General features: G+C 59.9%; 23 protein-coding genes, 1 rRNA gene and 1 riboswitch. Of the genes, 10 read left to right on the top strand and 14 right to left on the bottom strand.

Features of this window, described 5'->3' with window-relative positions; translation table 11 throughout:
* Window positions 1–30 precede the first annotated feature (30 nt).
* Together KDW95_RS19380 and KDW95_RS19375 are read left to right on the top strand one after the other, a co-directional pair.
* A complete protein-coding gene (locus KDW95_RS19380; protein WP_255853417.1) occupies window positions 31–846 on the top strand; it encodes an ABC transporter substrate-binding protein in 816 nt (271 codons plus the stop codon).
* Between the two features lie 42 nt (window positions 847–888).
* Window positions 889–3,492 carry a response regulator gene (locus tag KDW95_RS19375; protein ID WP_255853416.1) on the top strand — a complete coding sequence of 868 codons (2,604 nt, stop codon included), beginning with the start codon at window positions 889–891 and terminating at the stop codon, window positions 3,490–3,492.
* Between the two features lie 29 nt (window positions 3,493–3,521).
* Here the strand turns inward: KDW95_RS19375 and KDW95_RS19370 are convergent, their stop codons facing one another.
* The 3 genes from KDW95_RS19370 to KDW95_RS19360 form a co-directional block, all read right to left on the bottom strand.
* Window positions 3,522–3,896: a hypothetical protein gene (locus tag KDW95_RS19370; protein ID WP_255853415.1), complete on the bottom strand. Its 375-nt coding sequence runs from the start codon at window positions 3,894–3,896 to the stop codon at window positions 3,522–3,524.
* Window positions 3,897–3,899: 3 nt separating this feature from the next.
* Window positions 3,900–4,382, bottom strand: a complete 483-nt coding sequence (locus tag KDW95_RS19365; protein ID WP_255853414.1) for a DUF2489 domain-containing protein — start codon at window positions 4,380–4,382, stop codon at window positions 3,900–3,902.
* Window positions 4,383–4,569: 187 nt separating this feature from the next.
* Window positions 4,570–4,740, bottom strand: coding sequence for a hypothetical protein (locus tag KDW95_RS19360; RefSeq protein WP_255853413.1), 171 nt, complete (start codon window positions 4,738–4,740; stop codon window positions 4,570–4,572).
* A gap of 319 nt (window positions 4,741–5,059) precedes the next feature.
* On the opposite strand from KDW95_RS19360, the gene KDW95_RS19355 reads away from it, so the two are divergent.
* On the top strand, window positions 5,060–5,749 hold the full coding sequence (locus KDW95_RS19355) for a hypothetical protein (protein ID WP_255853412.1): 690 nt from the start codon (window positions 5,060–5,062) through the stop codon (window positions 5,747–5,749).
* Window positions 5,750–5,954: 205 nt separating this feature from the next.
* Here the strand turns inward: KDW95_RS19355 and KDW95_RS19350 are convergent, their stop codons facing one another.
* From KDW95_RS19350 to KDW95_RS19320, 7 genes are all read right to left on the bottom strand, one after another.
* The gene (locus KDW95_RS19350; RefSeq protein WP_255853411.1) at window positions 5,955–6,452 is read right to left on the bottom strand and encodes a 6,7-dimethyl-8-ribityllumazine synthase; all 498 of its coding nucleotides are present in this window, start codon (window positions 6,450–6,452) and stop codon (window positions 5,955–5,957) included.
* Between the two features lie 142 nt (window positions 6,453–6,594).
* Window positions 6,595–6,766: riboswitch (FMN riboswitch) on the bottom strand.
* Window positions 6,767–6,867: 101 nt separating this feature from the next.
* Window positions 6,868–7,167 (bottom strand): DUF6506 family protein, encoded by a 300-nt coding sequence (locus KDW95_RS19345; RefSeq protein ID WP_255853410.1) that lies wholly within the window; start codon window positions 7,165–7,167, stop codon window positions 6,868–6,870.
* A gap of 196 nt (window positions 7,168–7,363) precedes the next feature.
* Window positions 7,364–8,299, bottom strand: coding sequence for a bifunctional enoyl-CoA hydratase/phosphate acetyltransferase (locus KDW95_RS19340; protein WP_255853409.1), 936 nt, complete (start codon window positions 8,297–8,299; stop codon window positions 7,364–7,366).
* 300 nt (window positions 8,300–8,599) lie between these two features.
* Window positions 8,600–10,363, bottom strand: a complete 1,764-nt coding sequence (gene xsc, locus KDW95_RS19335) for a sulfoacetaldehyde acetyltransferase (protein ID WP_255853408.1) — start codon at window positions 10,361–10,363, stop codon at window positions 8,600–8,602.
* A gap of 88 nt (window positions 10,364–10,451) precedes the next feature.
* Complete coding sequence (gene ald / locus KDW95_RS19330) at window positions 10,452–11,561, bottom strand: alanine dehydrogenase (protein WP_255853407.1); 1,110 nt, start codon at window positions 11,559–11,561, stop codon at window positions 10,452–10,454.
* Between the two features lie 503 nt (window positions 11,562–12,064).
* Complete coding sequence (pdxR, locus tag KDW95_RS19325; protein WP_255853406.1) at window positions 12,065–13,531, bottom strand: MocR-like pyridoxine biosynthesis transcription factor PdxR; 1,467 nt, start codon at window positions 13,529–13,531, stop codon at window positions 12,065–12,067.
* Window positions 13,532–13,776: 245 nt separating this feature from the next.
* Entirely contained in the window at window positions 13,777–15,165 is a 1,389-nt protein-coding gene (locus KDW95_RS19320) for an aminotransferase family protein (protein WP_255853405.1), read from the bottom strand.
* Between the two features lie 368 nt (window positions 15,166–15,533).
* Here KDW95_RS19320 and thiS point away from each other — a divergent pair, with 368 nt between their 5' ends.
* Both thiS and KDW95_RS19310 read left to right on the top strand, forming a co-directional pair.
* A complete protein-coding gene (thiS, locus tag KDW95_RS19315; RefSeq protein WP_255853404.1) occupies window positions 15,534–15,737 on the top strand; it encodes a sulfur carrier protein ThiS in 204 nt (67 codons plus the stop codon).
* A gap of 40 nt (window positions 15,738–15,777) precedes the next feature.
* On the top strand, window positions 15,778–16,515 hold the full coding sequence (locus KDW95_RS19310; protein ID WP_255853403.1) for a thiazole synthase: 738 nt from the start codon (window positions 15,778–15,780) through the stop codon (window positions 16,513–16,515).
* Here the strand turns inward: KDW95_RS19310 and KDW95_RS19305 are convergent.
* Window positions 16,500–17,204, bottom strand: coding sequence for a tRNA-uridine aminocarboxypropyltransferase (locus tag KDW95_RS19305; RefSeq protein ID WP_255853402.1), 705 nt, complete (start codon window positions 17,202–17,204; stop codon window positions 16,500–16,502). The two genes, KDW95_RS19310 and KDW95_RS19305, sit on opposite strands and share 16 nt — an antisense overlap.
* Before the next feature lie 110 nt (window positions 17,205–17,314).
* Complete coding sequence (locus KDW95_RS19300; protein WP_255853401.1) at window positions 17,315–17,815, bottom strand: hypothetical protein; 501 nt, start codon at window positions 17,813–17,815, stop codon at window positions 17,315–17,317.
* Window positions 17,816–18,062: 247 nt separating this feature from the next.
* On the opposite strand from KDW95_RS19300, the gene KDW95_RS19295 reads away from it, so the two are divergent.
* Genes KDW95_RS19295 through KDW95_RS19275 form a run of 5 tightly spaced genes read left to right on the top strand, consistent with a single transcriptional unit; the run spans window position 18,063 to window position 24,331 of the window.
* Window positions 18,063–19,028 carry a phosphate/phosphite/phosphonate ABC transporter substrate-binding protein gene (locus KDW95_RS19295; RefSeq protein ID WP_255853400.1) on the top strand — a complete coding sequence of 322 codons (966 nt, stop codon included), beginning with the start codon at window positions 18,063–18,065 and terminating at the stop codon, window positions 19,026–19,028.
* Window positions 19,029–19,043: 15 nt separating this feature from the next.
* Complete coding sequence (locus tag KDW95_RS19290) at window positions 19,044–21,089, top strand: putative bifunctional diguanylate cyclase/phosphodiesterase (RefSeq protein WP_255853399.1); 2,046 nt, start codon at window positions 19,044–19,046, stop codon at window positions 21,087–21,089.
* A 22-nt stretch (window positions 21,090–21,111) separates the two neighbouring features.
* The gene (locus KDW95_RS19285; protein ID WP_255853398.1) at window positions 21,112–21,681 is read left to right on the top strand and encodes a hypothetical protein; all 570 of its coding nucleotides are present in this window, start codon (window positions 21,112–21,114) and stop codon (window positions 21,679–21,681) included.
* Entirely contained in the window at window positions 21,681–22,757 is a 1,077-nt protein-coding gene (locus KDW95_RS19280) for a c-type cytochrome (protein WP_255853397.1), read from the top strand. The genes KDW95_RS19285 and KDW95_RS19280 overlap by 1 nt, the downstream gene beginning before the upstream one ends.
* Window positions 22,758–22,771: 14 nt before the next feature.
* A complete protein-coding gene (locus KDW95_RS19275; protein ID WP_255853396.1) occupies window positions 22,772–24,331 on the top strand; it encodes a SulP family inorganic anion transporter in 1,560 nt (519 codons plus the stop codon).
* Window positions 24,332–24,380: 49 nt separating this feature from the next.
* Here the strand turns inward: KDW95_RS19275 and moaA are convergent, their stop codons facing one another.
* Together moaA and rrf are read right to left on the bottom strand one after the other, a co-directional pair.
* Window positions 24,381–25,394 (bottom strand): GTP 3',8-cyclase MoaA, encoded by a 1,014-nt coding sequence (gene moaA, locus KDW95_RS19270; RefSeq protein ID WP_370646641.1) that lies wholly within the window; start codon window positions 25,392–25,394, stop codon window positions 24,381–24,383.
* Window positions 25,395–26,108: 714 nt separating this feature from the next.
* Window positions 26,109–26,224, bottom strand: a 5S ribosomal RNA gene (gene rrf / locus KDW95_RS19265).
* Window positions 26,225–26,287: the final 63 nt, after the last annotated feature.

Below are 26,287 nucleotides of genomic sequence, written 5' to 3'. Positions count from 1 at the left end.
CTGGGCGCAGCAGCGGCCCCCCGGGTCATCATGAGTGAAAACAGCGCACTCTATCAGCTGGTTGCCCAGGAGATTGGTCGCGACTATCGGCAGCCCCTGGAGCTGTACAGCACCGACAACACGCCCCCCAGGGAGCAGCTTGACCAGGAGCTCAATATTGCCATTGGCGCCAGGGCATGCGAGCAGCTGCTGCAACACGGCGGCACCGCCGACCTGATCTGTACCTTTATCCCTCGCACCACCTTTGAGTCCCTGGTGGAGCTTTACAGCAACGGCAAGCGCCGCCTTAGCGCGGTATACCTCGACCAGCCACTGCAACGCCAGCTGCACCTCGCGCGCCTGCTGGTGCCCGATGCGAAAAGCATCGGTACCATGTTCGGCCCCTTTTCCGCCGCCTCCCGGCAGCGCTTCGACACAGCGGCCGGCGAGCAGCAGCTGACACCTATCTCCATCACCCTGGATGAATCGGATAACCCGATCGAGCGCCTGAAGCCCCTGATTCAGCAAAGCGATGTGTTCCTCGCCCTGCCGGACCGGGCTACATTCAACCGCACCACCGCCAAATGGCTGCTCTACATCACGCTGCAGCAGAAAGTGCCCGTCATCGGTTTTTCCAAAACCTATGTCGAAGCCGGCGCCCTGGCCGCGGTATACTCAACACCGGCCCAGATCGGCCGGCAGACCGGTGAACTGCTGCGTGAGCTGGACCTGTCCGCCCCCTTGCCGCCACCGACCTATCCGAAATACTTTAATGTCAGCAACAACCCGATCGTGGCCCGTACCCTCAATCTTTCCGCGCCAGACAACGAGGCCCTGCGCCAGCAGCTGGAGGACGGCAACCCATGAAGCGCCGTTTTAAAACCCTGGGGTATCCGCCAGCGCGTTCTGATGATTTCACTGTTGCCAATGGTGCTCTTTGCCCTGGTACTGGGGGGCTACTTTATCAGTACACGGATTGATGACACCCAGCACTCCTTGCTGGAGCGCGGCCAGTCCATCAGTCGCCTGCTGGCTTCCGCCTCGGAATTTGGCCTGATGCTGGGCAACCACGAGCTACTGCGCAACCTGGGCAAGGGGATGAGCCAGGAGCCTGACATTGCCGATGTCGTCTTCCTCGACAACCGCTTCGAGCTGATTACCCGCACCCGGGCATTCGATCTGCAGCTGCGGCCCCAGGGGCCCTTTGTCTACCAGGACAATACGCGCTGGTATTTTGCCCAGCCGGTGCAGGTGACCGGTATATCCTTCCAGGACTTCCCGGAATACCCCGACGCCAAGGACCGCCTGGATACCATCGGCTGGGTCCTGGTCATTCTGTCCGATGAGCAGACACGTTCGCGCCAGCGCAGCATTCTGCTCACCGGCCTGCTGCTCATGATCGGCACCTTCGCCCTGACGGGCGTCATTGCCCTGCGTTTTGGCAACCGCATAACCCAACCGATCCAGGGCCTCAGCCATGTCGTCGAGCGGCTGCAGGATGGACAGCTGGACACCCGCGCCGAAGTCTCTCTCACCGGTGAGCTGCGCACCCTGGCCCGGGGTATCAACCGCATGGCGGCCCGTATCCAGGAATCCAACGCCATGATGGAAACCAAGGTCGATACCACCACCAAACGCCTGCGCGCCACCCTGAACCACCTGGAGACCAAGAACCAGGAACTGGAAACAGCGCGCTTCAAGGCCGATAGCGCCAACCGTGCCAAGGATGAGTTTCTGGCGCGCATGAGCCATGAGCTGCGCACCCCCATGACATCGGTGCTGGGTTTTGCCCGCCTGCTGGACGACACCGACGTCAACGAGGAACAGCGTGAATACACCCGCATCATCAACCAGACGTCCACGGTACTGCTCAGCATCATCGACGACATACTTGACCTGTCAAAACTCGAATCCAACGCCATCAAGCTCGAACAGATCCCGCTGAATCCGGAGGAACTGCTGCTTGATGTGCTGGAGATGCAAGCACCGACGGCCCACGGCAAGGGCCTTGACCTTGTCCTGTACCATGCGCCCGGCACACCGGACAGACTGCAGGGGGACCCCACGCGTCTGCGCCAGATCGTTACCAACCTGGTGGCCAATGCCATCAAGTTCACCGAGAAAGGCGACGTCCAGGTGTTTACGCGGGCCGACATTCTCAGCCCACAGCAGTGCGTATTGCACATCCGGGTACAGGACTCGGGTATCGGCATTGCCGAGAGCCAGAAAAGCAAGCTGTTCAAGGCCTTTACCCAGGCCGATACCTCCATCACCCGACGCTTTGGCGGCTCTGGGCTGGGCTTGGTGATTACCCAGAAGCTGGTTGCCCTGATGGACGGCAAGATCAAGCTGGGCAGCGAACTGGGCAAGGGCACGGAAATCAGCCTGTCGATTCCCTTTAACTACAGCGAACCGGCCGCAATCCCGCTGCCGGCGGCCCTGCCCGCCAGCACTCGGATCCTGCTCTACGAGCCACATCAGCTGACGCGAAAGTCCCTCCAGGCGCTGCTGCTGCGCCAACAGCTGCATGCCGATATAGCATTGAATTTCGATGACTTTTGCCGCCGTGCCCTGCACTACAACTGCCTGATCTGGGGTGGCAGTCCAGACATGGACGCCGAGCGTGCCACCCCACTGCTGCAGCGACTGCGCCTGGTGTATCAGGCACGCCTGATTATTTTATGTGCCAACAGCGCCAGCCAGATGCGCCTGGACGACCAGACGCTGATCGTTCACAAGCCGGTACGCCCGCGCAATTTGCAGCGCGCACTCCAGCACGAGGCCTGCGCTACCCTCGTCAGCCCCGCCAGCGAAACAGCACCAAGCAGCAACCTCGACGTCCTGATTGCCGAAGACAACGACCTGAACCGCCTGCTGATCATGAAGATCCTCAGCCGGGCCGGTATTCACGCGCGACAGGCCATCAGCGGGCTGGAAGTGCTGGAGGCCGTAAAACAGCAGCAACCGGACCTGATCCTGATGGACGTGCACATGCCAGGGATGGATGGAATCGAAGCGACCCGGCGCCTGCGCACCACCCTGCCCGAATTGCCGATCATCGCACTCACGGCCAACGTAGTGCCGCGCGAACACCAGGCGCTGCAAAAGGCCGGCATCACCAAAATCATGTTCAAGCCCATCAACGAAGCGGAGCTGCTGGCGGCGGTAAAGCGTCACTGCAGCTCCCTTGCCAAAGGCCCTGTCGTTGCAACGACGGACGCTGCTGGCAGCGCGCTGGTCAGTCACAATGAGATTCTGCAGGAAATCCAGCAGCAGCTGGCCGCTTGCCAGCAAGGGGTTATGCGGCGCGACATCGCCAAGATGCGTCATCACGCCCACCAGCTGCTGGGCATCAGCGGACTCTGTGAATGGCCGGAGTTTGAAGCGCTTACCGCCGAGTTCCACCAGTGTGTGATTATCGGCAGCCCGCAGCGTGAACTCTGGCAGGCCTTCTGGCGTCTGCAACGCCTCAGCAGGCAGCCTCTGCCCGTGCCTGATACGGACCCGGTATAAAGGCTACCCCTGCCGCCGCAACGCCCGTATTAAAATTCGCGGTACACCGGATCCTTGGCAATCAGGCGCTGCAGGTCGTCGACAATGGCACGCAGCCGCTCCCGCCCGGCCCGATCGAACAGGTGCTCGTCAATTCCCTCCCCCGCCGCAGGCTCCTTGTCGTCCCCCTCCTGCAACACCAGGCAACGCAGGCGTATTGCTTCCAGTTCGGGATCGTGACGCAGCGGCATGCCGATATACAGATCCCAGCGCTGCTGCGTGGTGGTGCCATCGAGTACGCCCTGCAACAGTGCCAGCACCTCGGTGCGCGACGGTCGGTAGGTCGGTGCCCGGCCAAAATGAAGCGCCGCCGCCATCAGGCACAGAATAACCAGCGTTACAGCGAAGGCGGCCAGGAAAGCCACGGCTCAGTGCATCCGGTCCAGCGGGTACTGCTGCAACCTGGCGGCCGCCTGCAGCAGCGCATCGCGGTGCTGCTGCTCCAGTTTATCCATCTCCTGCCGGTAGCGCCGCTGCTGCGAGCGCTCCAGCGACTTCCATTCCTTCAGATAGGGAATATGCCGGGTGGCCTCGTAGTGGGTCGCAATGATTTCAAAGTCGGGATTGCGATGCAGCTCAGGCATCAGGTTGTCCAGCAGCACCTTCAGCCGGATAGCCCCTTCGGTCAGGGTCATTTTTTCGTCTTCCGACATCGCCCGGGCAATTACACGGATACTGTCGATCAGGTACTGACGCTGCTCCTGCACCTTTTTTTGTGCCTGCTCGTGCAGCGTCTCGCGCTCGCGTCGTTGCTGCCGGAGCCGCCTCAGGTGGATGACGATATACCCGGCCGATACCGCTATGATCACCAGGCCCAGACCCGTGGCCCAAAACATCACACTGTCACTCATCCACAAATACCACTTTGTTGGCCAATCCAGAATGCCCATTATCCATAATCGACCTTCGAAGCCCAGCGCGCAGCAAAAGGCTCGCACCTTCCCGCCTCAAAAGGCACCCACAAAAAAGCCCGTTAGCAGCAGCTAACGGGCTTTAAGGAAAGAGCTTGTCGTAGCGCCAGAGCGCCAAACGCAGGCTTCAGCCAGCGATGCCCACGAAATCGTACCGGGGAGCGGCTTCAGTCGGCTTCGCATTGATCTGCTGCATGCGGGCATTGCGCTGTTCGCGGGCCTGGGCCAAAACCTGGACTCCGGTTTTGCTCGGAGTTTGCGGGGAGGTTTCCAACCGTACGTTCAGATTTGCACTCATGCTCAGGCCTCCTGGGCTTTGGCTAGCTCACTGGCACTGTCCTGCGACGGGGCAATGGAGCCAGTTATCAAAATTGACTGGAGCCAGTATAGACACAAGCGTATAGCATGTAATGGAATATAATATTCTTTATTTAGGCCGAAAAGTAATATTAAAAATTTCAGAACTCCTCCGCCAAGGCCGTTCGCGCCTGGCTCCAACTGTTACAGGATGCTGGCGCTACGCCTGCACAATACCGCGCTCTATAGTAAGCGGGTCATCCTGGCCAGATGCAGTGATGCCGCTGTTGCCACCCTTACCGAGTACAGAGAGACCTGCCATGAACGCCCGGATCCTTGCGCCCCAGGCGCCCGCAACCGCCCCACTGCAAAGCTGGCACCAGCCTCACCCCGCCTTCACCTCGGGAAAGGATGCTCGCAGCAGCGAAAATGCGCTGCTGGTGCTGATGTATGGCAGCCTGGACAAGGCGGCCCGCTTCGACTGGCTCAATGCGGGCCGTACCCTGATCGACAAGACCTACCTGCGCATTCTCTGGGCAACGCAGGGGCTGGAGCCCACCGGCATCAGCTTCGATGAGCTGGCCTCGCGACTGGACGGTTTCATCCGTACTGAACTGCAGCCACGCTGGGACAGCCTCGCCGAGCTGGACCACGATGGCCGTCACGAGCTCGCCCAGCTTCTGCTGGAACAGCTTCAGGTCCAGGTATTCCAGAGCCCCGGGCAGCTGGAATCCGCCACCAGCGTGCTGTTTTTCCTGTGTCCGCAGTTGCCCGTATTCCTGTGCCGAGATGCGGCGAACACCGAAGCCGAAGCGGTCATCGACTACCCTGGCTGGCACCAGAGCTGCCGCCAGCGCCTGGCCCTGCTGCTGCCCCTGAGCTGCAGCAGCGCGCCTTCGGCCCGGTACGGCACTGCGCAGGAACAGCAACTGATCACCCGCCTGCTCGCCCAGAGCGACTGGTGGCCACGGCGCCTGCTGGCCGAACAGCACCCGCCCCACACACCCTGATCATCTCCGGCGAAAGCCAGCCCTTTATCAGCACCTGCGGGTGCTGTTTTTTTGCGCCCGCCAACCTGAAACCACAAAAAAGCCCGGGCTCCTTATGGGAACCCGGGCTTTTCCAATCCACTGATCGCAACCAGCGACCCATCACGAATCACGAATCACTAATCACTAATCACTAATCACTAATCACTAATCACTAATCACTAGATTATCGCTCGGTCAAACGGCGAATGCTCTGCAGGTTTTCCATGGTACTCAGGCACGCCTGAGCCACTTCGGTGCCCTTGTCGGTAAAGTGACGGTAAAAGAAATCATGGTGTGTGCCGTGCTCATGGAAATGATGTGGCGTCAGCACGACCGACATCACCGGCACTTCGGTCTCCAGCTGCACCTGCATCAGGCCTTCGATGACCGCTTGGGCCACGAACTCGTGGCGGTAAATACCGCCATCGACCACAAAGCCTGCCGCCACGATGGCACCGTAACGGCCACTCTTGGCAAGCAGCTTGGCCTGCAGGGGAATTTCGTAAGCGCCAGCAACGGTAAAGACTTCGACCTGGGAGGCAGCAAGGCCCCGGGACTCGCACTCGGCGACAAAGGCATCACGGGCCTGGCCCACGATGTCGCTGTGCCACTGCGCCTGAATAAAGGCAACGCGCTGGGCGCGGGTCTCATTGCTGAGCTTGGGAGGGTACGTCTGATTCATGGTTATCCTCGTTAACAGTCACCAGAATCAGGGCATGCGGAACCTGGATAGATGCCAGAAAACACCGATCAGCACCGCCTTGCGGCATGCCGATGCATTTTCAGACACTACCCTGCGGCGGGCGAATTACACCTGCCGCTGGAACCGTTCTCTTTCATCCGGACTATGACCGTCGGCTTCGGAGTTGCACCGAATCTGCTGACCCCGGTATAGCCCAAATCCTGCTGGATAACGGCTAAACCGGGCGCTCGCGGGCTTGGCAACGTATCGCCTTTACCGCCGGTGGGGACTTTCACCCCGCCCTGAGAACATATAAATGCTGCGAACAGCTCGCAGCAAGCGAGCTATCTTAAGCGTACTGCGGCCGTATGCCAAGCCCGCTGCACGCCCTTTTCAATACAGACAGCCTGTAGCCTTAACCAAATTCGCGGGCCATGCGCTCACGCTCTTCAGGCGTGTACTGTACCCGGCCAATGGGGACGAGGTCGTTGGTCGCCTCCCGAATGCGCTCAGCATCTTCAGCGGTAAAGCCGCCACACAGCTCGATCAGCTGCACGTGCTTGGTGAGCAGTTCCTGGGCCACCAGAATAGCCTCATCGACGCTCTGCACCCCTGACACCGCCATATCAAAAAGCGGCGTCTGAATACGGCCGTGGTGCTTGATGATCTCCAGATCCGGACCCTTAACGATAAAACCATATCGCGCCAATGCCATTGCGCTGCTCCTGTCTGAATGAACGGGGACTGATGCCTCATTAAAGCCCGCCCGGCGCCGGGGGGTTAGAGCCAGACTTTTTATAAAGGTAGGGCCACGGCCCGTTCGAATAATCCGAACAGGCAGCCCACAAGCGGCACACTCAAAAAAGGCCCCGGGATAAACCGGAGCCTTGTGCAACGCTGCAACCGCTACTTCAGACCGCTTTCTGGGCCAGGTAATGGCTGTAGATCGAGGCCAGCGCACAGGAGGCCAGCCGCGCCTCGGGCGGATCGGCGCGGGAGGTCAGGATAATCGGCACCCGGGCACCCAGCACCAGGCCCGCTGCGGTGGCGCTCATGAAATACACCATCTGCTTGAACATGCAGTTGCCGGTTTCGATATTGGGCACCAGCAGCAAATCGACATCGCCTGCCACCTGGCTGGTCATGCCCTTGAGATCGGCCGCATCGCGGGAGATGGCATTGTCAAACGCCATGGGACCTTCAATGATCGCATCCTGCATGCCACCGAGCGAGGCCAGCTTCACCAGTTCGCCGGCATCGACACTGGAGGGCATGGCGCGGTTCACTTCCTCGGTGCCGGACAGCAGCGCGACCTTGGGCTGCGTCATGCCTAGCGCATGCAACAGATCGATGGCATTGCGCAGGATATGCGCCTTGTCGACCACCGTGGGCTGCACGTTGATGACCGCATCGGTAATGCACAGCGGCCGCTCATGCCCGGGCACCGTCATGTGAAATACATGGCTCAGCCTGCGCGTGGTGCGCAGGCCGGCGTCACGGCTCAGCACCGCCTTTAGCAGGGTATCGGTATGCAGATGCCCCTTCATCAGGGAGTGGGCTTCACCCGCTGCGACTATGCCCGCCGCCACACGGGCCGCATCGGCTTCGGTCGCGACATCTTCCAGCCGGACAGATCTCAGGTCCCAGTCCAGCTCCTTCGCCAGCGCCTGAATCACTTCGGCATTGCCAACCAGTATGGGTTCGATCAGGCCTGCATCGGTGGCCATTTTCGCGCTTTCAAGGGACACCCGGTTCACCGGATTCACCACGGCGGTGACCACCCGGGGCAAGGCCCTGGCTTTTTCAAGCAGGTGGGAGGGGCACTCCACCGGAGTTTTGCTCAACATGGCAGCTCACCTTGATCCGTTGCACAGTTAGAGTATCGGGGGTGTTTGTACAGACGCCCGGGGCCCATGGGCCAGCCTCCGTCATGCTCTGCATGGTCACGCACTGCATTGTGGGCTGTATAAGACAGCACCCGGACGCAGAGGCCAGAAACAGGGGGACGGTTAAGCGCTTGTGCAAACGACGGGGAAACCGGCTGGTCTACCCGCAAGAATCAGAACCGAAGGCCGCAGCCTTCGGTGGGCCGGCCAGCATCCCGCGGGGGCATGCTGGCCGGGGTGTCACGTCCTGAGCCGTGCGGCTTAGACGTAGTCTTTGTACTTGTCGAGGTAGCGCACCGGCTTGGACAGTGCGTCACGGCGGAACGGGTCGCCCAGCTCGCGAGTACACATGATCTCGATAACGGTGGTCTTGCCTTCTTCCATCTGACGGGTGATGGCAGCCTGCAGAGTCGGACCGATATCTTCCAGCTTGTCGACGGTCACGCCTTCAGCGCCCATGGAACGTGCGATTTCCGCGAAGCTCGGGTTTTCCAGCTCACCGGCAACAAAGCGACGGTTGTAGAAATCCACCTGGTTTTTCTTCTCGGCGCCCCACTGGCGGTTATGGAAGACGATGGAGGTGACCGGGATGTTTTCACGTACACAGGTCAGGATTTCCATCATGGACATGCCCCAGGCACCGTCACCGGCGTAGGAGATGGCCGGACGGTTCGGCGCAGCCACCTTGGCACCAATGATGGTCGGCAGTGCGTAACCGCAGTTACCGAAGCTCATGGCCGCGAAGAAAGAACGCGGTTTTTCAAAGCGCAGGTAGCTGTTGGCAACGGAGTTGATGTTGCCGATATCGGTGGACACCATGACGTTTTCCGGCATGGCTTTTTCCAGCTCGCGCAGAACCTGACGCGGGTGCAGGAAGTTGCCTTCTTCGCCAGCCTGTTCGTTGATCATGTCCAGCGAGAATTCGTCTTTCTCGTGGATCCAGTCGTTCAGCTCGTTTTCCCAGTTGGCCTTTTCTGCAGCGATTTCTTCAGCGCGGGCAGACTTGGTCGCGACACAGGCAACGCTGGTGTTTTCCAGGCGCTGCAGCAGGTTGGTAGCCGCGGCCTTGGCATCGCCACAGATACCGACGGAGATCTTCTTGACCAGACCCAGCATCTTGGCATCGCAGTCGATCTGGATGACCTTGGCTTCCTTGGGCCAGTAGTCCAGGCCGTGCTGCGGCAGGGTACCGAACGGACCAAGGCGGGTACCCAGTGCAACAACAACGTCGGCGCGGGACAGCAGCTTCATCGCAGCTTTGGAGCCCTGGTAACCCAGGGGACCACACCACAGAGCGTGGGACGCCGGGAAGGAGTCGTTGTGCAGGTAGCTGTTTACAACAGGTGCGCCGAGGAACTCAGCCAGGGCCTGGCATTCACCCAGGGCGTCAGCCATGACCACACCACCACCGGAGATGATGACCGGGTTCTTGGCGCTGGCCAGCAGTTCAGCCGCTTCAGCCAGGCTCTGCTCGCCGCCGGCACCACGTTCAATGCGCATGGGCTGCGGGATTTCAACGTTGATATCGCCGTAGAAGAAGTCACGCGGGATGTTCAGCTGAGTCGGGCCGTTCTCGTGCATGGCACGGTCGAAGCAGCGTGCAGTCAGTTCCGCCATGCGGGCAGGGTTGGCCACGTGCCCCTGGTACTTGGTGATGGTTTCGAAGAACGGCAGCTGCTGCGCTTCCTGGAAGCCACCCAGACCGTTGGACATGGATCCGGTTTCCGGCGTGATGCAGACGACCGGGCTGTGCGCCCAGTACGCCGCTGCAATCGCAGTGACAAAGTTGGTGATACCAGGACCGTTCTGCGCGATGCAGACACCGTGACGACCGCTGACACGGGCATAGCCGTCGGCCATGTGGCCTGCGCCCTGCTCATGCACTACCGGGATAAAACGGATGCCTGCCGGCGTAAAGATATCCATGGCGTCCATAAAGGCTGAACCCATGATACCGAACATATCGGTAACGCCATTGGCGACCAAAGTTTCGACCATCGCCTCACTTGGAGTCATACGAGCCATATCAGTTTTCCTTTGCTTTGCTGTTGCAGACGACGGAACCGCCGCCGGCCGTTGGGTACTAGGTATTTTTATGTAGGTGGAGCCTTGTTTACTTTGTCCTGAACGGGACAAATTCTTTGCCCAGGGCATCTGCAACTTCCTTGCAGGCCACCTGGCCTGCATGGATGTTGAGGCCATTGGCAAGGTGCGCATCCCTTCGAATCGCCTCTTCCCACCCCAGGTCTGCCAGCGCCAGTATGTGCGGCAGGGTGGCGTTGTTCAGCGCCAGGGTGGAGGTTCTCGCCACCGCCCCCGGCATGTTGGCAACGCAGTAATGCACTACCTCATCAACGATATAGGTTGGATCTTCATGGGTGGTGGCGCGGGAGGTTTCGAAACAGCCGCCCTGGTCGATCGCCACATCCACCACCGCAGAACCCGGCTTCATGCGCTTGACCATTTCGGCGGTGACCAGCTTGGGCGCTGCGGCCCCGGGAATCAGCACACCGCCAATCACCAGGTCCGCCGAGAGCACATGCTCTTCCAGTGCCGCCTTGCTGGAGTAGACCGTCTGCACCTGGGTACCGAATTCCGACACCAGGCGGCGCAGCACATCGACGGAACGATCCAGCACCACCACCTGGGCGCCCAGGCCGAGCGCCATGCGCGCCGCGTTACTGCCCACCACACCGCCGCCGATAATGACGACCTTGGCGGTCTCGACACCGGGCACACCGCCAAGCAACATGCCGCATCCGCCGCGGGATTTCTCAAGGCAGGCGGCACCGGCCTGGATGGACATGCGACCGGCCACCTCGGACATGGGCGCCAGCAGTGGCAGCCCGCCGCGTTCGGATGTAACCGTTTCATAGGCGATGCAGGTAGCGCCACTGGCCAGCAGGTCATCGGTCTGGGCCAGGTCCGGCGCCAGGTGCAGATAGGTGAAAAGCAGCTGGCCGGAACGCAGTTGCTTGCGCTCCACCGCCAGGGGTTCCTTCACCTTGACGACCATTTCGGCCCGGGCAAACACATCTGCTGCCGTCGCTGCGATGCTTGCGCCGGCGGCGACATAGTCGACATCGGCAAAGCCAATGCCTGCGCCCGCCTGGGTTTCCACCAGTACCTGATGACCTCGGCTGGTCAGTTCCTGCACACTGGCCGGAACCATGCCTACGCGGTACTCGTGGTTCTTGATTTCCTTGGGAACTCCGATAAGCATTGTCAGCACTCCCGTCATTATTTTTGTGGTCGGTTGTGAGCCCACACCCAGTCTCTTGCCTGCGGTCTGGGTGCCTGTGATCAGAGGCTGAATGTTTCAGATCAGCTTGGTTGTAGATTAGGAGGGGGGAGCAATTGCAGGTAGAACCAGTTGCCGGACAAATGTTGCGCCAGACTGGCCCCACAGGCCCGGACAGAGCCAGACAGAAGCGTGAAACCCAGCCACGGCGGGCCTTCCAGGGAAGGCGGCAACTTTCAGGGAGGCTAGTAACCGGCTCAAAAACAGCCCGTTGAGCGCGATAAAAAAACGCAACAAACGGGCGCAGCCAGTGGAGAGCGGCGGGAAAGGCGGGAAAAAAACGCCTTTAAGTGATTATTCGAGACTAAAAATATTGGAACAGTGGGCTACTTTCAACAATCACAGCAGAGCCGGGTGCCGGGCTGCGCGGCAAAAGCAGGTTCCCAAGGCGACCGACAGAGCGCCGGCCGCAGGGGACGCAGGCGTCAGGTCATGTCCGAAATGAGTTCGGCCAGCGCCTTGATGCCAGGGCGAATACGCTCGGCACTGATGGAGGAATAGCCAAGACGGAAGAAGTTCAGTGGCGGCTCTTCGCCGGCAAAATGCAGGTCACCGGGCTCGATCAAAATGCCCCGGTCAGCCGCTTCCTTTTGCAGCAGACGCGCATCCAGTCCCGCGGGGCCCTCCACCCAGTAACAGGAGCCGCCAAAACTCGGTTTCTGGGATGAAGCCGGCAGGTATTCCGCCAGTGCCGCCCCCATTTCCTGCCAGCGCTCCTCGTAGGCCCGCATAATGGTCATGATCAGGGCATCGTGGTAGCCACGCTCCAGAAAGAGTGCCACCGAACGCTGGTTATTGGCCGCGGGGTGACGCAGCATAAGCCGGCGCAGGGCGCGCGCCTCGCGGATAAACGCGGCCGGCCCCACCAGGTAGCCCAGCCGAAGACCCGGTGCCAGCGTCTTGGAGAGGCTGCCAACGTAGAGCACCCGCCCGCTGCTATCCAGGCTCTTGAGCGCCGGGATGGGATTGGACTTGAAGTTGGTTTCGCTCTCGTAGTCATCCTCGATGATGATGAAGTCCTGTTCGTTGGCCCGCTTGAGTAGCTCGTAGCGCCGTTCTATCGGCATGGTTGCGGTCGTGGGGCACTGGTGACTCGGCGTCACGTAGAGGCAGTCCAGATCATTCAGGCAGTCATCCACGATCAGGCCATCGCCGTCGACCGCCAGTGGCCGTACCTGGGACGGGTTCAGCGTCGAGATATTGCGAATGTCCACATAGCCCGGGTCCTCCACCCCCATGATGCTGTCCTTGTCCAGCAGGAGACGGGCCAGCATGTACAGGGCCTGCTGCGCCCCCACGGTTACCAGTATCTCGTCAGCCGACGCCCAGACGCCGCGCCTTGGCAGCAGTCGGGTACGTACCTGCTCCACCAGCAGCGGATCATCATTGTCGAAACGATCCGAAGCCCAGTCCCGAATCGCCGGCACACTCACGGCATCACGGCAGCATTCGCGCCAGTTGTTGGTGGGAAACAGCGACGGGTCAAACTGGCCGTAGATAAACGGATAGGGGTATTTCTGCCAGTCCCGGGGCTTGCTCAGGTTCTGCTGAATCGACGGATACAGCTTGAGGCAGTTCGACCAGTCCGGTGCATTGCCTTCGACGGCGGCGACGGGGCTCTGCTTGATCACCACCTTGCCGTTCATGATGTCCGGATTCACATAATAACCACTGCGCTCGCGGGCAATCAGGTAACCATCGTCCAGCAGGTGTTCGTAGGCCAGCACCACGGTATTGCGGGCAATGTTGAGCTGCTTGGCCAGCTTGCGGCTCGAGGGCAGCGGCGTATCCAGGGGAATATTGCCGTTCAGAATCCCGGAGGCAATCTGTTCTCGCAGCTGTTGCTGCAGGCTGGCGGGCTTGTCGGGCGAAAGGTGAAAGAGTTGAAACATCCGCGGACCATACCTGTGGCCGACGTCGGTGGCTAAGTGCTACCGCCCAGACGCCGAGGATTATGAAACGATTCAAATAGCCGGGCCGGGCCCGGAGATCTCAGTATATCACTGATATTAAATGTGGTTCAGTCGCACTGCGGCGATACTACCGTGCTGCAAACGCAAAAACCCCATGGCCATGCCAGGCATGACCACGGGGTAGTAAAGGCAGGCCTGCCGCCAGGCGGACCTGCCACAGCCAATCAGGCGTTGGGCGCCAAACGGGCAAAGGCATTGTCCAGCGCATCGACCATCTGATCCAGCTCAGCCTGGGTGACGATCAGTGCCGGACTAAAGCACAGGGTGTTGTTGAGATGCTCGAAGCTGCGGTTGGTGCGGCCGATAATCACGCCCTGCTTCATGCAGTCGGCGGCAATGGCGATCGGCAGGCTTTCATCCACGGGTTCCTTGGTCTGGCGGTCTTTCACCAGCTCAAGGCCCGCGAACAGCCCCTTGCCGCGCACATCACCGATCACGTTGTACTTGTCGGCCAGCTGGTGCAGGCGTCCCATCAGGTATTCACCCATCTGGGTCGCATTTTCGAGCAGGTTTTCATCTTCGATGATCTTCATGTTCGCCAGCGCGGCCGCAGGGCCTGCGGTGCAGCCGCCAAAGGTGCTGATATCTCGGAAGTAGCCCATGCGATCGGACGGGTCATCCTTGAAGGCTTCAAACACTGCTTCGGTGGTCACGGTGCAGGAGATGGCGGCGTATCCGGATGCCACGCCCTTGGCCATGGTCACCATGTCCGGCTTGATGCCGTAGTGCTGATAGCCGAACCACTTGCCGGTACGCCCCAGACCGCACACAACTTCGTCGATGTGCAGCAGGATATCGTACTTTTTGCAGATTTCCTGGATCTTCTCCCAGTAACCCCGGGGCGGCGTTATAACACCGCCGCCAGCGGTAATGGGCTCCAGGCAGACAGCACCGATGGTATCGGGGCCTTCGGCCAGGATAACCTTTTCCATTTCCAGTGCCGCGCGCACGCCGTAGTCATCCACGTCACCGAACTGTGAGCGGTATTCGCTGCAGTGCGGGAATTCAACGAAGCCCGGCGTGAAAGGGCCGTACTGATTCTTGCGCTCGAACTGGCCGGTGGCACTCAGGGCGGTGATGGTGGTGCCGTGGTAGTCACGCTCACGAAACAGGATCTTGTGCTTCTTGCCACCGTATTTCTTGTGGGCAATCTGGCGCACGATCTTGAAGGCCTTCTCGTTGGCTTCGGAGCCCGAATTGGAGTAATAAACGCGGCTCATGCCCGGCATTTTTTCAATCAGCTTTTCGGCAAACTGCGCCGCGGGTATGTTGCCGGCAGACTGGGCGAAGTAGTTCATTTTCACCAGCTGGTCGCGCACCGCATCGGCGATGGACTCACGGCCATAGCCCACGTTCACCGTCCAGACGGCACCGGACACCATGTCCAGGTATTCATTGCCCTTGGCATCCCATACACGCATGCCCTTGCCTTCCACGATCACCATCGGATCGTTCTGCTCGAACGGCTTGTGCTGGGTAAGGTGATGCCATACATGGTTGCGATCGCTGGCGACCACGGCGGCTGCGTCAAACTCGTTTACATCGTGCTTCATGATGTACACCCCCTGTCTGTGTGGAGTAGTTCTTGTGCGAACGGGCAGGAGGCTGAGTCCTGTTGACGCCTGCGGACATATCCTGCAGGCGTCAACAGGGCAAGCTCCGGACACCAATTTCCTGTTGATGCCTATCAAGCTAAATTTATCCCCGGAGTCGGGCTAGAACCAGTTGTTCGCCACCTATGATGCCAGCCCGCCACAGCTGGTCCGTCTCTGGAAAATAACTGCCCCCAGGCGCAAAAGCCCCCTGACAAGGGTACGAAACTGGACCGACCCCCAACACCCGGCTGGCTCTAGTGAGCACGGGGATTGCGGCTCACTATGTCATGGCTAGCCTGTATAACCTGCGTTGCGGAAAAATGAGCATGATTCAGTGTTACATCAATGGCCAGGCCACCGGGATACCCGAAGGTCAGAGTCTCACCGACCTTGTCGAGCATCTTGGCCTCAGCGGGCGACGCCTGGCGATCGAGCTGAACGCCGAGATCGTGCCGCGCGCAGCACATGCAACGGTGTTGCTCAATAACAACGATCGCGTGGAGATTGTCCACGCCATTGGCGGAGGCTGAAACACCGCCAGGACTACTTCTGTTAAGGGAGTCTGCCAAGATGCACGACCCGGAAGACGAATCTGATCGCTTTACCATCGACGGCCAGCTGTTCGACTCGCGCCTGCTGCTCGACATAGGCCACTATCGAGACCCGCAGCGCGCCCTGGTCGCCGCCAGGGCCAGTGGCGCCGAGATCATCAGCGTGTCGGTGCGGCGCAACAACCTGGGGCAGCGCAGCAAGGAAGCCAACCTGCTCGATACGCTCTCACCCGACGAATTCATGATTCTGCCCGCCAGTTCGGGCTGCTACACGGCGGAGGATGCCATCGAGTGCTGCCGGCAAGCCCGGGATCTGCTGCAGGGCCAGTCGCTGGTTCAGCTGGAAGTACTCGGTGACGAGCAGACGCTCTACCCCGATATTTCGGCAACCCTGAGCGCGGCCCAGGTCCTGATCAATGAAGGCTTTCGGCTGATCGTGTACTGCAATGACGACCCGGTGATCGCCAGACGCCTGGAGGCCATGGGGGCAGCAGCCCTGATGCCCATGGGAGCCCCGCCGGACTCGCGCCTGACGCAATACAACCCCGGCAACCTGCGCCGGCTCATCGACCAGGCCTGCATACCGGTGCTGCTCGGCGGCATCAGCAGCGCCTCGGATGCGGCACAGGCAATGGAACTGGGGTGCGACGCCGTCGTAATAAACAGGGCCATTGCCCATGCCCAGGAGCCGGTGTTGATGGCCCAGGCCATGCGCTTCGCCGTACAGGCCGGGCGCCTGGGCTATCTGGCCGACTGAGTGAGCCCCCGCGCCAGTGTCAGGCGCTGCTTGGCTACCGATAGATCGCTCATTGGGCGGGTACGACGCGAGGCGTGATAGACCTCGTTAAAGACTTCGAAATAGGCGTCCAGCACCTCGGCGCTGTGTGCATCTCCAATCTGCTCCAGCAACGCGGCCGCCACTTCACAGGTGCAGAGGTGGTGATCTTCGGCCTGGGTGCGCAGGTCGTAGCGCGTCTGGCGCAAGGTTCGCGGCTCGATGACCGGTACCTGATCCAGATAGCGGCTGTGGCGGAACATCCGCCGCGCCTGACGCCAGGTACCGTCCAGGATAATAAACACCGGCTCGCGCCCTGGCTTGGGCTCGAATTCAACCATGCGCGGCGCATAATCCGGTGCCGACGGGAACACCAGGTAAGGGTCCATGGCAGGATTGGCCAGCTGCAGCAGCAGCTCAGACTCGGGTTCCGTCCGGCTCCATTGAAAGGTACGCGACTGGGCTATGGTATCCAGAATCAGGCGCCCGGTATTGGTGGGCTTGTAGACTTCATTGCGGTGGGTCAGCAGCCAGAAACGCGCCCTGGCCTCTACCTGTACGCGGAATTCACAGATACAGCGCAACTGCGGCAACAAACAGCGATCACAGCGGGCGATTTTTGAGCCGCGGGCAACAAAGGGTTTGCGCGGCGGCGCGGATAAAAAGGACATTCGGGAAACCGGTTCGGATACGGGCAAGGATCAGGGGCGGGATAATACCGCGATCAGCCCTGCCATGCACAGCCGCCAGTCCCCCGCGGGACTCGCCAAGATGAGAGCACCTACTGCAGCGTCTGGCTGGCGGGCGTTTTCGTAACAAACAACTGCGCCGGGGCGCCCCAGTCCAGCGACTGACAGCCCCGGTGCAACAAATGCAGTACCTGATGCAGCTCGGCATAGTTGAGCACGCTGACCGCAACGGCCTGGTCGCTGTCACCGGTAAAGAAACTCAGCTGATAGCGCCCATCGCGAAAGCTGACATCAAGACGCTGTAGTACCGCCGCCTGTGAGCGGGTCTGCAAAGGGGCTTCATGCACCTGCAGCGTCTCACGCGCCTGCTCATGCTCAAACTGCGCCATGGCCTCCCGGTGTTCCACCGGGCTGCGGCTGACCTGCCTTGAGGTCTGGCCCACCAGTTTGTCTGACGCCCCCAGAATGCGCAGACACAGGCGCCGCGTTAGCCAGAAATCAATCCGCAGCTGGCCATTGTTCATGTTGCCAATCAGCCGGATGCGATCCTCGGTCTGGTCGTACTGAAAGGTGAAAGATCCAATATTTATCATGCTCCCACCCTACCCCCAACGTTGCAAAGCGGTCAACATCGGCCCCCAGTGAGACTTCACGGGTCCCGTTAAGGGCAAAAAACGTGCAGCTGAAAGCCCTCTGCCGACCAACAGCCGTCACGCCACACCAAGACAAAGAAACCAATAAATTCAACATGTTATATATTGATGTTTGACAGGATTCCAGCACCTACTCTAGTATCGGTGCCATCCAAACAAACGTATGAATCGCGCTGGAGGCAACAGGATGCTACATCGGTACGGACACGCACCTGTTTATCCTGGCGCCATCAATCCGCCCGCTGAGCCTCGCAGTCGCAGCCCGGTAACGCGCCCGGGCCCGGTACTGCGCGGGGTCGCCGTTGTGCTTCTGGTACTGACAATACTGCTCGCCGATGCCCTGACACTGGCGCCCCGGGCCGCAACCCAGGAGCCTCTACTCCTTGGCATACTGCCAAGACGCAACCCGACTCTGACGACCGAGCTGTTCAGCCCCCTGGTAAACTACCTCAGCACCTCACTCGGGCGCGAGATACAGCTGGTGACATCCAGGGACTTCAAGTCCTTCCTGCAGGACGTAAAGGATGGCCGTTTCGATATAGTGCACTATAACCAGTTTCATTATGTGCGCTCATCGGCCCAGTACCGCGTCATCGCCCACAACGAGGAATTCGACCGCAGCACGGTCGCAGGTGCGCTCTACGTCAAGCACGATAGCGGCATCAGCCGAGTCGAACAGCTGCGCGGCAAGAGAATTATATTTGGCGGCGGCGAAGATGCCATGATGAGTTATATACTGCCGCGTTACCTGCTGTTGCAGGCCGGACTGCAGCCCGGTGACTACCAGGAAGTCTTTGCCAAGAGCCCACCCAACTCGCTAATTGCGCTTTACTACGACGAAGCTCAGGCAAGCGGTGCAGGTGATATCCTGATCGATTTGACAGTGGTCAAGGACAGCGTGGACACCAGCCAGCTGACTCACCTGGCAGTCACCGAACAGCTGTTGCACCTGCCCTGGGCAGTACGCCGCACCATGGAGGATGAAGATGCGGCACGAATTCAGTCCCTGCTCGTCGGTCTCGAAGCCAGCCAGGAGGGTCTGGCTATCCTTGAGAAGGCCCAGATGAGCGGTATGGGAATTGCCAATGACGACAGTTACGCCCCCCACAGGCGCATCATCGATCAGGTCATGCCCAGCCAGGATCGTCATTGACGACGGAGCACCCTAGTGCGTTTAGCCTCCAGGTTCATTCTCATCGTCAGCGGTATCCTGTCGGTGACGCTCGCCCTCAATGCTTACTACTTTATCCACAGCCAGAGCCAGCTCCTGGAACAACAGCTCAATGAGCGTGGACGGGTTCTCGGACACCTGATCGCACTGATCAGCCCCGATGCCATGCTCAGCTTCGATTTTCTCACCCTTAACGAATACGCCCGTGAAGTGTCGCGCCAACGCGATGTCGTCTATGGCGTCATCGTCAACGACAAGGGCACCCCTCTCACCTCCTTTTTCAACGAGCAGGACCCCCGGGTACTGGATGCGCTGCAGGCCCTGGGGCTCGACAAGGAAACGGCACCACTGACGCCACCGAAAACCGCGCGCCTGGTCGCACGACTGTCATCCAGCCTGTATGACCTGCTGCCCATGGAGTTTCCCATCAGCCATGGCGAGCGCCCGCTGGGCCAGCTCAAGGTCGGCATCAGCCGCGAACAGCTGCATGCCCAGACCCAGAAGCAACTGCTGATTCAGAGCTCGATTTACGGCCTGATTATCCTGTTCCTGTGCAGTGCCATCTTCTGGGTATTCCGCTACAACGTCATGGGCCCGGTCAATCGCCTGATGAACGCCTCACGCAACGCCGGCCAGGGCGAGCTGGAGGAAGTCACCGTCACCTCCCGGGACGAGCTCGGCAGTCTGGCGGAAACGTTCAATGCCATGGTGCACGCCATCCGTGAAGAACAGGCCAAGCTTCACTATCAGGCCAACTACGATGCCCTCACGGCACTGCCGAACCGCATGATGGCCATTGACCGGCTGGACCACGAGCTGCGCCTGGCCAGACGCCACAACGAACTGGTGGCGGTGATTTTTATCGACCTGGATAACTTCAAGGTCGTTAACGACACCATGGGCCACGCCGCAGGCGACGAGCTGCTGGCCATGCTCGGCGCGCGCCTGCTGTCCCGCCTGCGGGATGTCGACACCCTGGCGCGCCTGGGCGGCGATGAGTTTCTGGTGCTGTTGCCACGGGTACAGGACATCGACGAGGTCAAGCAGATCGCCACCCGGCTGCTGGAGGCCACATCCGAGCGCCTGCTGGTGCACGGCCGCGAAGTCATCGTGCACTGCAGTATCGGTATCGCGCTCTATCCGGACGACGGCATCAGCGCCGAAGAACTGATGGCCAACGCCGACAACGCCATGTATCAGGCCAAGACACCTGCCCACCTGCCTATCTGTTTCTTCACCCAGGAAATGAACGTGCGTGTGCGCGAGCGCCTGCAGCTTGAACAGGACCTGCACCTGGCTGTTGAGCGCGGCGAGCTGGAACTCTATTTCCAGCCCATCGTCCAGTCCGGCCAGTGCCAGCCTGTCGGTGCTGAAGTCCTGCTGCGCTGGCAGCATCCGCAGAACGGCATTATCAGCCCGGCCACCTTTATACCGCTGGCCGAGGCTTCCGGGCTGATTGTTACCATCGGCGACTGGGTACTGCGACAGGCCTGCTCCTGGCTGCGGCACTGGCTTGATCTGGGCCTGACCCCTGGCCCCCTGGCGATCAATATTTCCCGCCTGCAGCTGCAGGACCGGCTGGTGACAGTGATCCGCGACCTGGCCTCGGAGTACCGCATTGCGACGCACATGCTCGAACTGGAAATGACGGAGAATATTCTGCTCGACGATCATGTGCAGGTCAGCAAGACCCTGGATCAGCTCCAGGCCATGGGAATCAAACTCAGCCTGGATGACTTTGGCACCGGCTACTCCTCCCTCAGCTACCTGAGGCGCTTTTCCTTCGATGCCCTCAAGATCGACCGCAGCTTTATCCAGGGGCTGCCGCAGGACCAGGACGGCTGCGCCCTTATCGGCGCCATCGTGGTGATGGCTCACCGGCTGGGCTTGCGCGTGGTCGCCGAAGGGGTGGAAACCGTCGAGCAGCGCGATTTCCTGCGCCAGCAGGGCTGTGATTTTCTGCAGGGCTACCTGCTGGGCAGGCCCATGACAGCCAGCGCCTACCAGGCAACCCTGCCCTGCTTTTCAGCTGCGAACGAGTAACGACAAGGAGATGTAAGTCAGCATGCAGCAACCCGCCCATTCGCCTGCAGTATTGCGTGCCAGAGCAGCTCGCAAAGAGACGCTGAGCGCTGCGACCAAACCGCTTCTTTGTGCCGCAGTGGTGGTGGTGTTTGTCGTCTGGGCACACCTGGGTTCGGGCCTTGCGATCTTCTCCCATCAAGCACGCACGGAACCCGGCTGGGAGGAGTTTCGTCGCAACTACCAGGTCGACAGCTTTGGTCGCGATGGCTATTTTGTCCGCGCTGTGCAGAACGGCTATAACCTGACCCACCAGACACCCGACTATGCCTGGCGCTTTACCCGCAAAACGGCCACCGATCCAGACAACAGCTGCAGCAGCTGCCACAGCAATGAAGACCTGGCCTACGCGCTGGTGAATGGCGACCGTTTCGTTCCCGAACTCGACCGGCGCATTTCCTTCGAAGAAAGCGTGATGCGCTGTTACGCCAAGCACCTGGACGGCTTTGTGCCGACAATTTACGACCCCGCGGTACGGGACGTACGCATCTTTGCACGCATGGTGGCCCATCACCTGCAATTGGGCGAAGGCAGCCTGGGAGGAACCCCCTGATGCAGCTCTCCCCCGTCGCCATAAAATCTATCCTGCTCGCACTGCTACTCGCCGGGCTCGCGGGGCTCTATGGCATTGCCCAAGGCTATCATGCCGAACGGGCACAGATTCGCCAGAATGCAGTGACGCTCACCCCTGGCTGCCAGGCCAAGCTCGATGGCTACAACCTGAAGCCCGGCGACTATTACATCTCCCCCTACATCGAACGGAAAACCGGACAGCAGGTGCTGAAACAGGGGTATAGCCCGGAGGATGTGCGGGCCATTCAGCGCGGCTGCAATATTATCGACGACCTCCAGGGGCAGCACGCCGCAGACAACCGCCAGGAGCGCTGGAATTCGACCCGTTTTGTACGCGGCAACCAGACCAGCTGTGATCACTGCCACCAGGGCATCGGCGACAAGCAGAGTCCCGATGGCACTCCTCAGGTCGGCTCCCTGAGCCTGGGGGCATCCTGGGTCATGGCGGACATGTACGATCGTTTCACCGGCATCCTGCTGCCCTACGAACTGCGCCAGATGCAGTGTTACATCAACTCATCCAACGGTTTCAAACCCAATATCGCCGACGACCTGGTCAGCGATGTCACCGCCTACAGCCGCTTTCTGTCCGCCGCGCTGGACCTTCGCATCGGCAACCGCTACCCCGAGCAGGGCATCGATGAAGTCACAGCCTCCATGACCGACAAGCGTGGCGACGATTACGTGCGCGGCCAGTCCCTCTTTCGTGACAAGTGCGCCGCCTGTCACGGCCAGCAAGGACTGGGGACTGTTGTGGACAACCAGGTACTGGCCCCCGCCGTGGCGGGCCCCAATGCCTTCAACCTGCAGTCGCGCAACAACTTCTCCTTCGTGTCCACCATTCTGCCGGGCTTTATCTGCCGCAACATGCCCCTGGGCCAGGAGGGTACCCTTGAGCCCCAGGAATGCCGCGACATTGCCTTTTACATCAGCAACCTGCCAAGGCCTGCCGGTGACAAGCAGGGCCCCCTGGCCGCCGCCTGGCAGCAGCTGATGATGCTTGTCATGCCGCCCCTGGTGGCTGCCGTTGAAAACCTCCACGCCAACAAGCCGTAATCCAAGGATCAAGCATGCACGCCTCCCTGATGACCCGCGGCAAAGACTACGCTATCGGCAACAGCCTGCTAGTCGGTCTCACTCTGGCGGTGGTGGTCCTGCCCCAGGCCATCGCCTTTTCGACCACCCTGGCGGGGCTGCCCCCCTACTTTGGCATCTACGCCGCCATCTGGGGTGTGCTGTTCACGGCCCTGCTGAACCCCTCGCGAATATTCCACGGCGGCCCCAACAGTGCCATGTCAGCGGTGATCGGTGTCACCCTGCTGCCCGTGGCACCGCAGTTTGGCAATGACTATATTGGCTATGCCCTGAGCCTGATTCTGATGGCCGGCGTGTTTCAGCTGCTCTTCCTGCTGATTCCGCCCCTGGGGCGCATGCTGGACTTTCTCAGTGAGCCCGTGATCAACGGCATGATCTGTGGCATTGGCCTGTTTCTGATTTTCAAGTCCTTCGCCGGCTTCGCCGGCCTGCCGATCAATACCGAGGCGGAGTGGCCGCTGTGGATTGCCTGGCAGACCTTCCTGGCGATGCTCGAAATCGGCAACATGCACGCCATCCATATCGGCCTGGCCACACTCGTTGTCACGATACTGGCGCGGCAGTTTCAGCCACTGCGAAATGCAGCCATCCTGCTGGGGATTATCGCCGGCACCCTGTTGTCGGAATACCTCAACGCCCGCTACGGGCTGGAAAACACCCTGATCGAACAGACCGCTGACATGTCCGCCATCGGTTTCATTTTTCCATCCATCCCGCTGTTCACCCAGGAAGCCATGCCGGATTTGATCAGCATTATTCCCGGCGCCATTACCCTGGCACTGCTGGGGCTGTTCCAGACGGTCGCTGCCATGCGGCGCATGAACCGCAAGCAGGGTCATTACATCAGCGCCCGCCACGGTATCTTTGCCGACAGCCTGTGCAACTGCCTGCTGCCCTTTATTTCATCGCTGCCTAGCTGCGCCTCCTTCAATCGCATGTGGCTGATGCATGCCATGGGCGCCGTCAGTCGGCTGGCAGCGGTGTTTTCAGGCATGATTCTGCTGTTGCTGGTGCTGTTTTTCTCCGACCTGATCGCGATCATTCCCATCCCTGCCATGGCCGCCACCATCATGATCGTGGGGGCCAACATGATTAAGTGGTCGGACATCAAGCCCCACTGTCACAACCTGCCCGAGGGCATCGTGTTCGCGGCCTCATTTATCTCGGTACACATCTTCGGACTCTTTGGTGCGGTTATCTGCGGGTCTCTGCTGGCACTGGCTTACGCGAAGTGGGAAAAGGCGCACCCCAACGTATCACTGGAGGGTAATATTCTGCGTATCAAGGGAAATATCTATTACGGTTCCTTGCCCGTGATCGAGTCTCTGTTCCACAAGGCGGTAAAGCAGGTGGATGAGCTGGTCGTCGATTTCTCGGCCGTGCACCATATAGACCCGGAAGGTGTGCGCTGGCTGGCCGAGCTGAGAAGCCATGAAAAGGTGCGTTTCATGGACAGGCGCAGCGGAATGGACAGGCGTACGGGCAAGCGCGTCAAGCACAGCAAAACCGACAGGCGGCAGCGGCGCGTGCTATGACCGGCCTGCCCAGGCCGGTCGGGGGTATTGGCTGGATACTGAGGCGGCCTCAGCCGCCGGTCATGTTCATGAAGCGGACGATTTGCACATCCCCTTCGTTGCTGAAGTGGTGGCGCTCCGGCTTGTGCTGAATAGCATCCACAATCGCTGCCTTGAGTCGTTCGGTATCCCCAGGGTAGCGGCGCAGCAGCGCCTTCAGATCCAGCGAATCCTCATTGCCCAGGCATAACAGCAGGCGCCCTTCCACCGTCACCCGTACCCGATTGCAGTCACCGCAAAAATTGTGACTGTGGGGCGAAATAAAGCCGACACGGCTGTCACTGTCCGCCATACGCCAGTATTTCGAGGGCCCGCCACTGTTTTCGGTGGTCGGCAGTAACGGGTAGTGCGGTTCAATCAGGGCCCTGACATCGTCACTGGAACAAAACGTCTCGGCCCGGTCGTGCTCGGAAATCTGCCCCAGCGGCATCTCCTCGATAAAGCTGATATCCAGGGAACGGTCCCGAGCATAGGTCACCAGGTCCTTGACCTCATCGTCGTTGCGCCCCTTGAGCACCACGGCATTGAGCTTGATGCGCTCAAACCCTGCTTCCCGGGCAGCTTCAATACCATCCAGCACCTGATCCAGACGCCCGGTGCGGGTAAGCCGCAGAAAGCGATCAGGCTGCAGGCTGTCGAGGCTAATGTTCAGGCGATTTACGCCGGAATCCGCCAGCTGAGTTGCGTAGCGACGTAACTGTGAACCGTTGGTCGTGACACAAAATTCCCGCAAGCCATTCAGCTTGCCAATACCGTCAAACAGGCTGATGACATCCCGCCGCACCAAAGGCTCTCCACCGGTAAGGCGAATCTTGTGTACACCCAATTCGGTAAAAGCCCGGGCTATGCTCTGGATCTCTTCGAGCGTCAGCACCTGCTGGCGCGGCAGAAACGTCATGTCTTCGCCCATGCAGTAGACACAGCGAAAATCACAACGATCTGTCACCGACATCCGTACATAGGTAATCTGGCGTCCGAAAGGGTCAACCAATTGCTCATTCGCCACAGGGCACCTCGTGGTCATCTTCTTGTCATTGTCGTCAGCCAGGCTATCCGTCCGTATCCACAGGGCCGGCAGAGTCGCAGCTACGATAGCACGTTGTACAGACGCTGTCCGGTACTAGAAGCGACACCAAGGCAGAGATTTCTGGCATAAAAACCACTGTAAATGAAAGGGTAAAAACACAGATATGCCACATACGAAAAAGCCCCGACCGAAGGTCGAGGCTTTTTTGTTTGAATAAATGCTTGGCGATGACCTACTTGGTATGCCCCTTGGGTACTCACAATGCACTACCATCGGCGATACCGCGTTGATGTGCAGGGACGCACGAATGCCGCGAGAGCAGGGATACTCGGGAGCGGCCGCTACTGGGCGCGTGCTGCGGATAAAGAGCGGATGGGATCAGGAACCTGATGCACAATTTTGATCCTGCGTTATTGCCCGGCCTTTTTAACCGGCCCACAACGGAAACCCCGGCCTCTGCGAGACCGGGGTTTCCGTTATTAAATCTTGGCGCCTCGGCGCTGCGCTTGAGCCGTCCCGCGGGCCCATAGGCCGCGGTCGTCAAAACGGGTCAAAGCTGCGCTTCGACAAGTCCCGTTTTGACCCTACTATCACATGGCAAGGCGGCCGCCAGCGGCGCTGTTTACCTGCCCCATGTGAGGGTCATCGCCAGCGTCGATCCACAACGGAAAAACCCCGGCCTCTGCGAGACCGGGGTTTCCGTTATTAAATGCTTGGCGATGACCTACTCTCACATGGGGAAACCCCACACTACCATCGGCGATACCGCGTTTCACTACTGAGTTCGGGATGGGATCAGGTGGTTCCACAGCTCTATTGTCGCCAAGCAAAACTTGTACAATATGGATTCTGGTAATGATCAGAGTTCTCTGTTCACTACGTGCCTTAAT

The sequence above is a fragment of the Marinobacterium rhizophilum genome (genome assembly GCF_024397915.1).
In the GTDB taxonomy this organism is placed as follows: Bacteria; Pseudomonadota; Gammaproteobacteria; order Pseudomonadales; family Balneatricaceae; genus Marinobacterium_A; species Marinobacterium_A rhizophilum_A.
This window is presented reverse-complemented; position numbering and strand designations above follow the sequence as displayed.

What these genes read in the sequence shown, in the direction of transcription:
- KDW95_RS19380 (WP_255853417.1), top strand. Translation starts at nt 31, where the DNA reads ATGAGTGAAAACAGCGCACTCTATCAGCTGGTTGCCCAGGAGATTGGT.
- KDW95_RS19375 (WP_255853416.1), top strand. Translation starts at nt 889, where the DNA reads ATGATTTCACTGTTGCCAATGGTGCTCTTTGCCCTGGTACTGGGGGGC.
- KDW95_RS19365 (WP_255853414.1), bottom strand. Translation starts at nt 4,382, where the DNA reads ATGAGTGACAGTGTGATGTTTTGGGCCACGGGTCTGGGCCTGGTGATC.
- KDW95_RS19360 (WP_255853413.1), bottom strand. Translation starts at nt 4,740, where the DNA reads ATGAGTGCAAATCTGAACGTACGGTTGGAAACCTCCCCGCAAACTCCG.
- KDW95_RS19355 (WP_255853412.1), top strand. Translation starts at nt 5,060, where the DNA reads ATGAACGCCCGGATCCTTGCGCCCCAGGCGCCCGCAACCGCCCCACTG.
- KDW95_RS19350 (WP_255853411.1), bottom strand. Translation starts at nt 6,452, where the DNA reads ATGAATCAGACGTACCCTCCCAAGCTCAGCAATGAGACCCGCGCCCAG.
- KDW95_RS19345 (WP_255853410.1), bottom strand. Translation starts at nt 7,167, where the DNA reads ATGGCATTGGCGCGATATGGTTTTATCGTTAAGGGTCCGGATCTGGAG.
- KDW95_RS19340 (WP_255853409.1), bottom strand. Translation starts at nt 8,299, where the DNA reads ATGTTGAGCAAAACTCCGGTGGAGTGCCCCTCCCACCTGCTTGAAAAA.
- xsc (WP_255853408.1), bottom strand. Translation starts at nt 10,363, where the DNA reads ATGGCTCGTATGACTCCAAGTGAGGCGATGGTCGAAACTTTGGTCGCC.
- ald (WP_255853407.1), bottom strand. Translation starts at nt 11,561, where the DNA reads ATGCTTATCGGAGTTCCCAAGGAAATCAAGAACCACGAGTACCGCGTA.
- pdxR (WP_255853406.1), bottom strand. Translation starts at nt 13,531, where the DNA reads ATGTTTCAACTCTTTCACCTTTCGCCCGACAAGCCCGCCAGCCTGCAG.
- KDW95_RS19320 (WP_255853405.1), bottom strand. Translation starts at nt 15,165, where the DNA reads ATGAAGCACGATGTAAACGAGTTTGACGCAGCCGCCGTGGTCGCCAGC.
- thiS (WP_255853404.1), top strand. Translation starts at nt 15,534, where the DNA reads ATGATTCAGTGTTACATCAATGGCCAGGCCACCGGGATACCCGAAGGT.
- KDW95_RS19310 (WP_255853403.1), top strand. Translation starts at nt 15,778, where the DNA reads ATGCACGACCCGGAAGACGAATCTGATCGCTTTACCATCGACGGCCAG.
- KDW95_RS19305 (WP_255853402.1), bottom strand. Translation starts at nt 17,204, where the DNA reads ATGTCCTTTTTATCCGCGCCGCCGCGCAAACCCTTTGTTGCCCGCGGC.
- KDW95_RS19300 (WP_255853401.1), bottom strand. Translation starts at nt 17,815, where the DNA reads ATGATAAATATTGGATCTTTCACCTTTCAGTACGACCAGACCGAGGAT.
- KDW95_RS19295 (WP_255853400.1), top strand. Translation starts at nt 18,063, where the DNA reads ATGCTACATCGGTACGGACACGCACCTGTTTATCCTGGCGCCATCAAT.
- KDW95_RS19285 (WP_255853398.1), top strand. Translation starts at nt 21,112, where the DNA reads ATGCAGCAACCCGCCCATTCGCCTGCAGTATTGCGTGCCAGAGCAGCT.
- KDW95_RS19280 (WP_255853397.1), top strand. Translation starts at nt 21,681, where the DNA reads ATGCAGCTCTCCCCCGTCGCCATAAAATCTATCCTGCTCGCACTGCTA.
- KDW95_RS19275 (WP_255853396.1), top strand. Translation starts at nt 22,772, where the DNA reads ATGCACGCCTCCCTGATGACCCGCGGCAAAGACTACGCTATCGGCAAC.
- moaA (WP_370646641.1), bottom strand. Translation starts at nt 25,394, where the DNA reads ATGACCACGAGGTGCCCTGTGGCGAATGAGCAATTGGTTGACCCTTTC.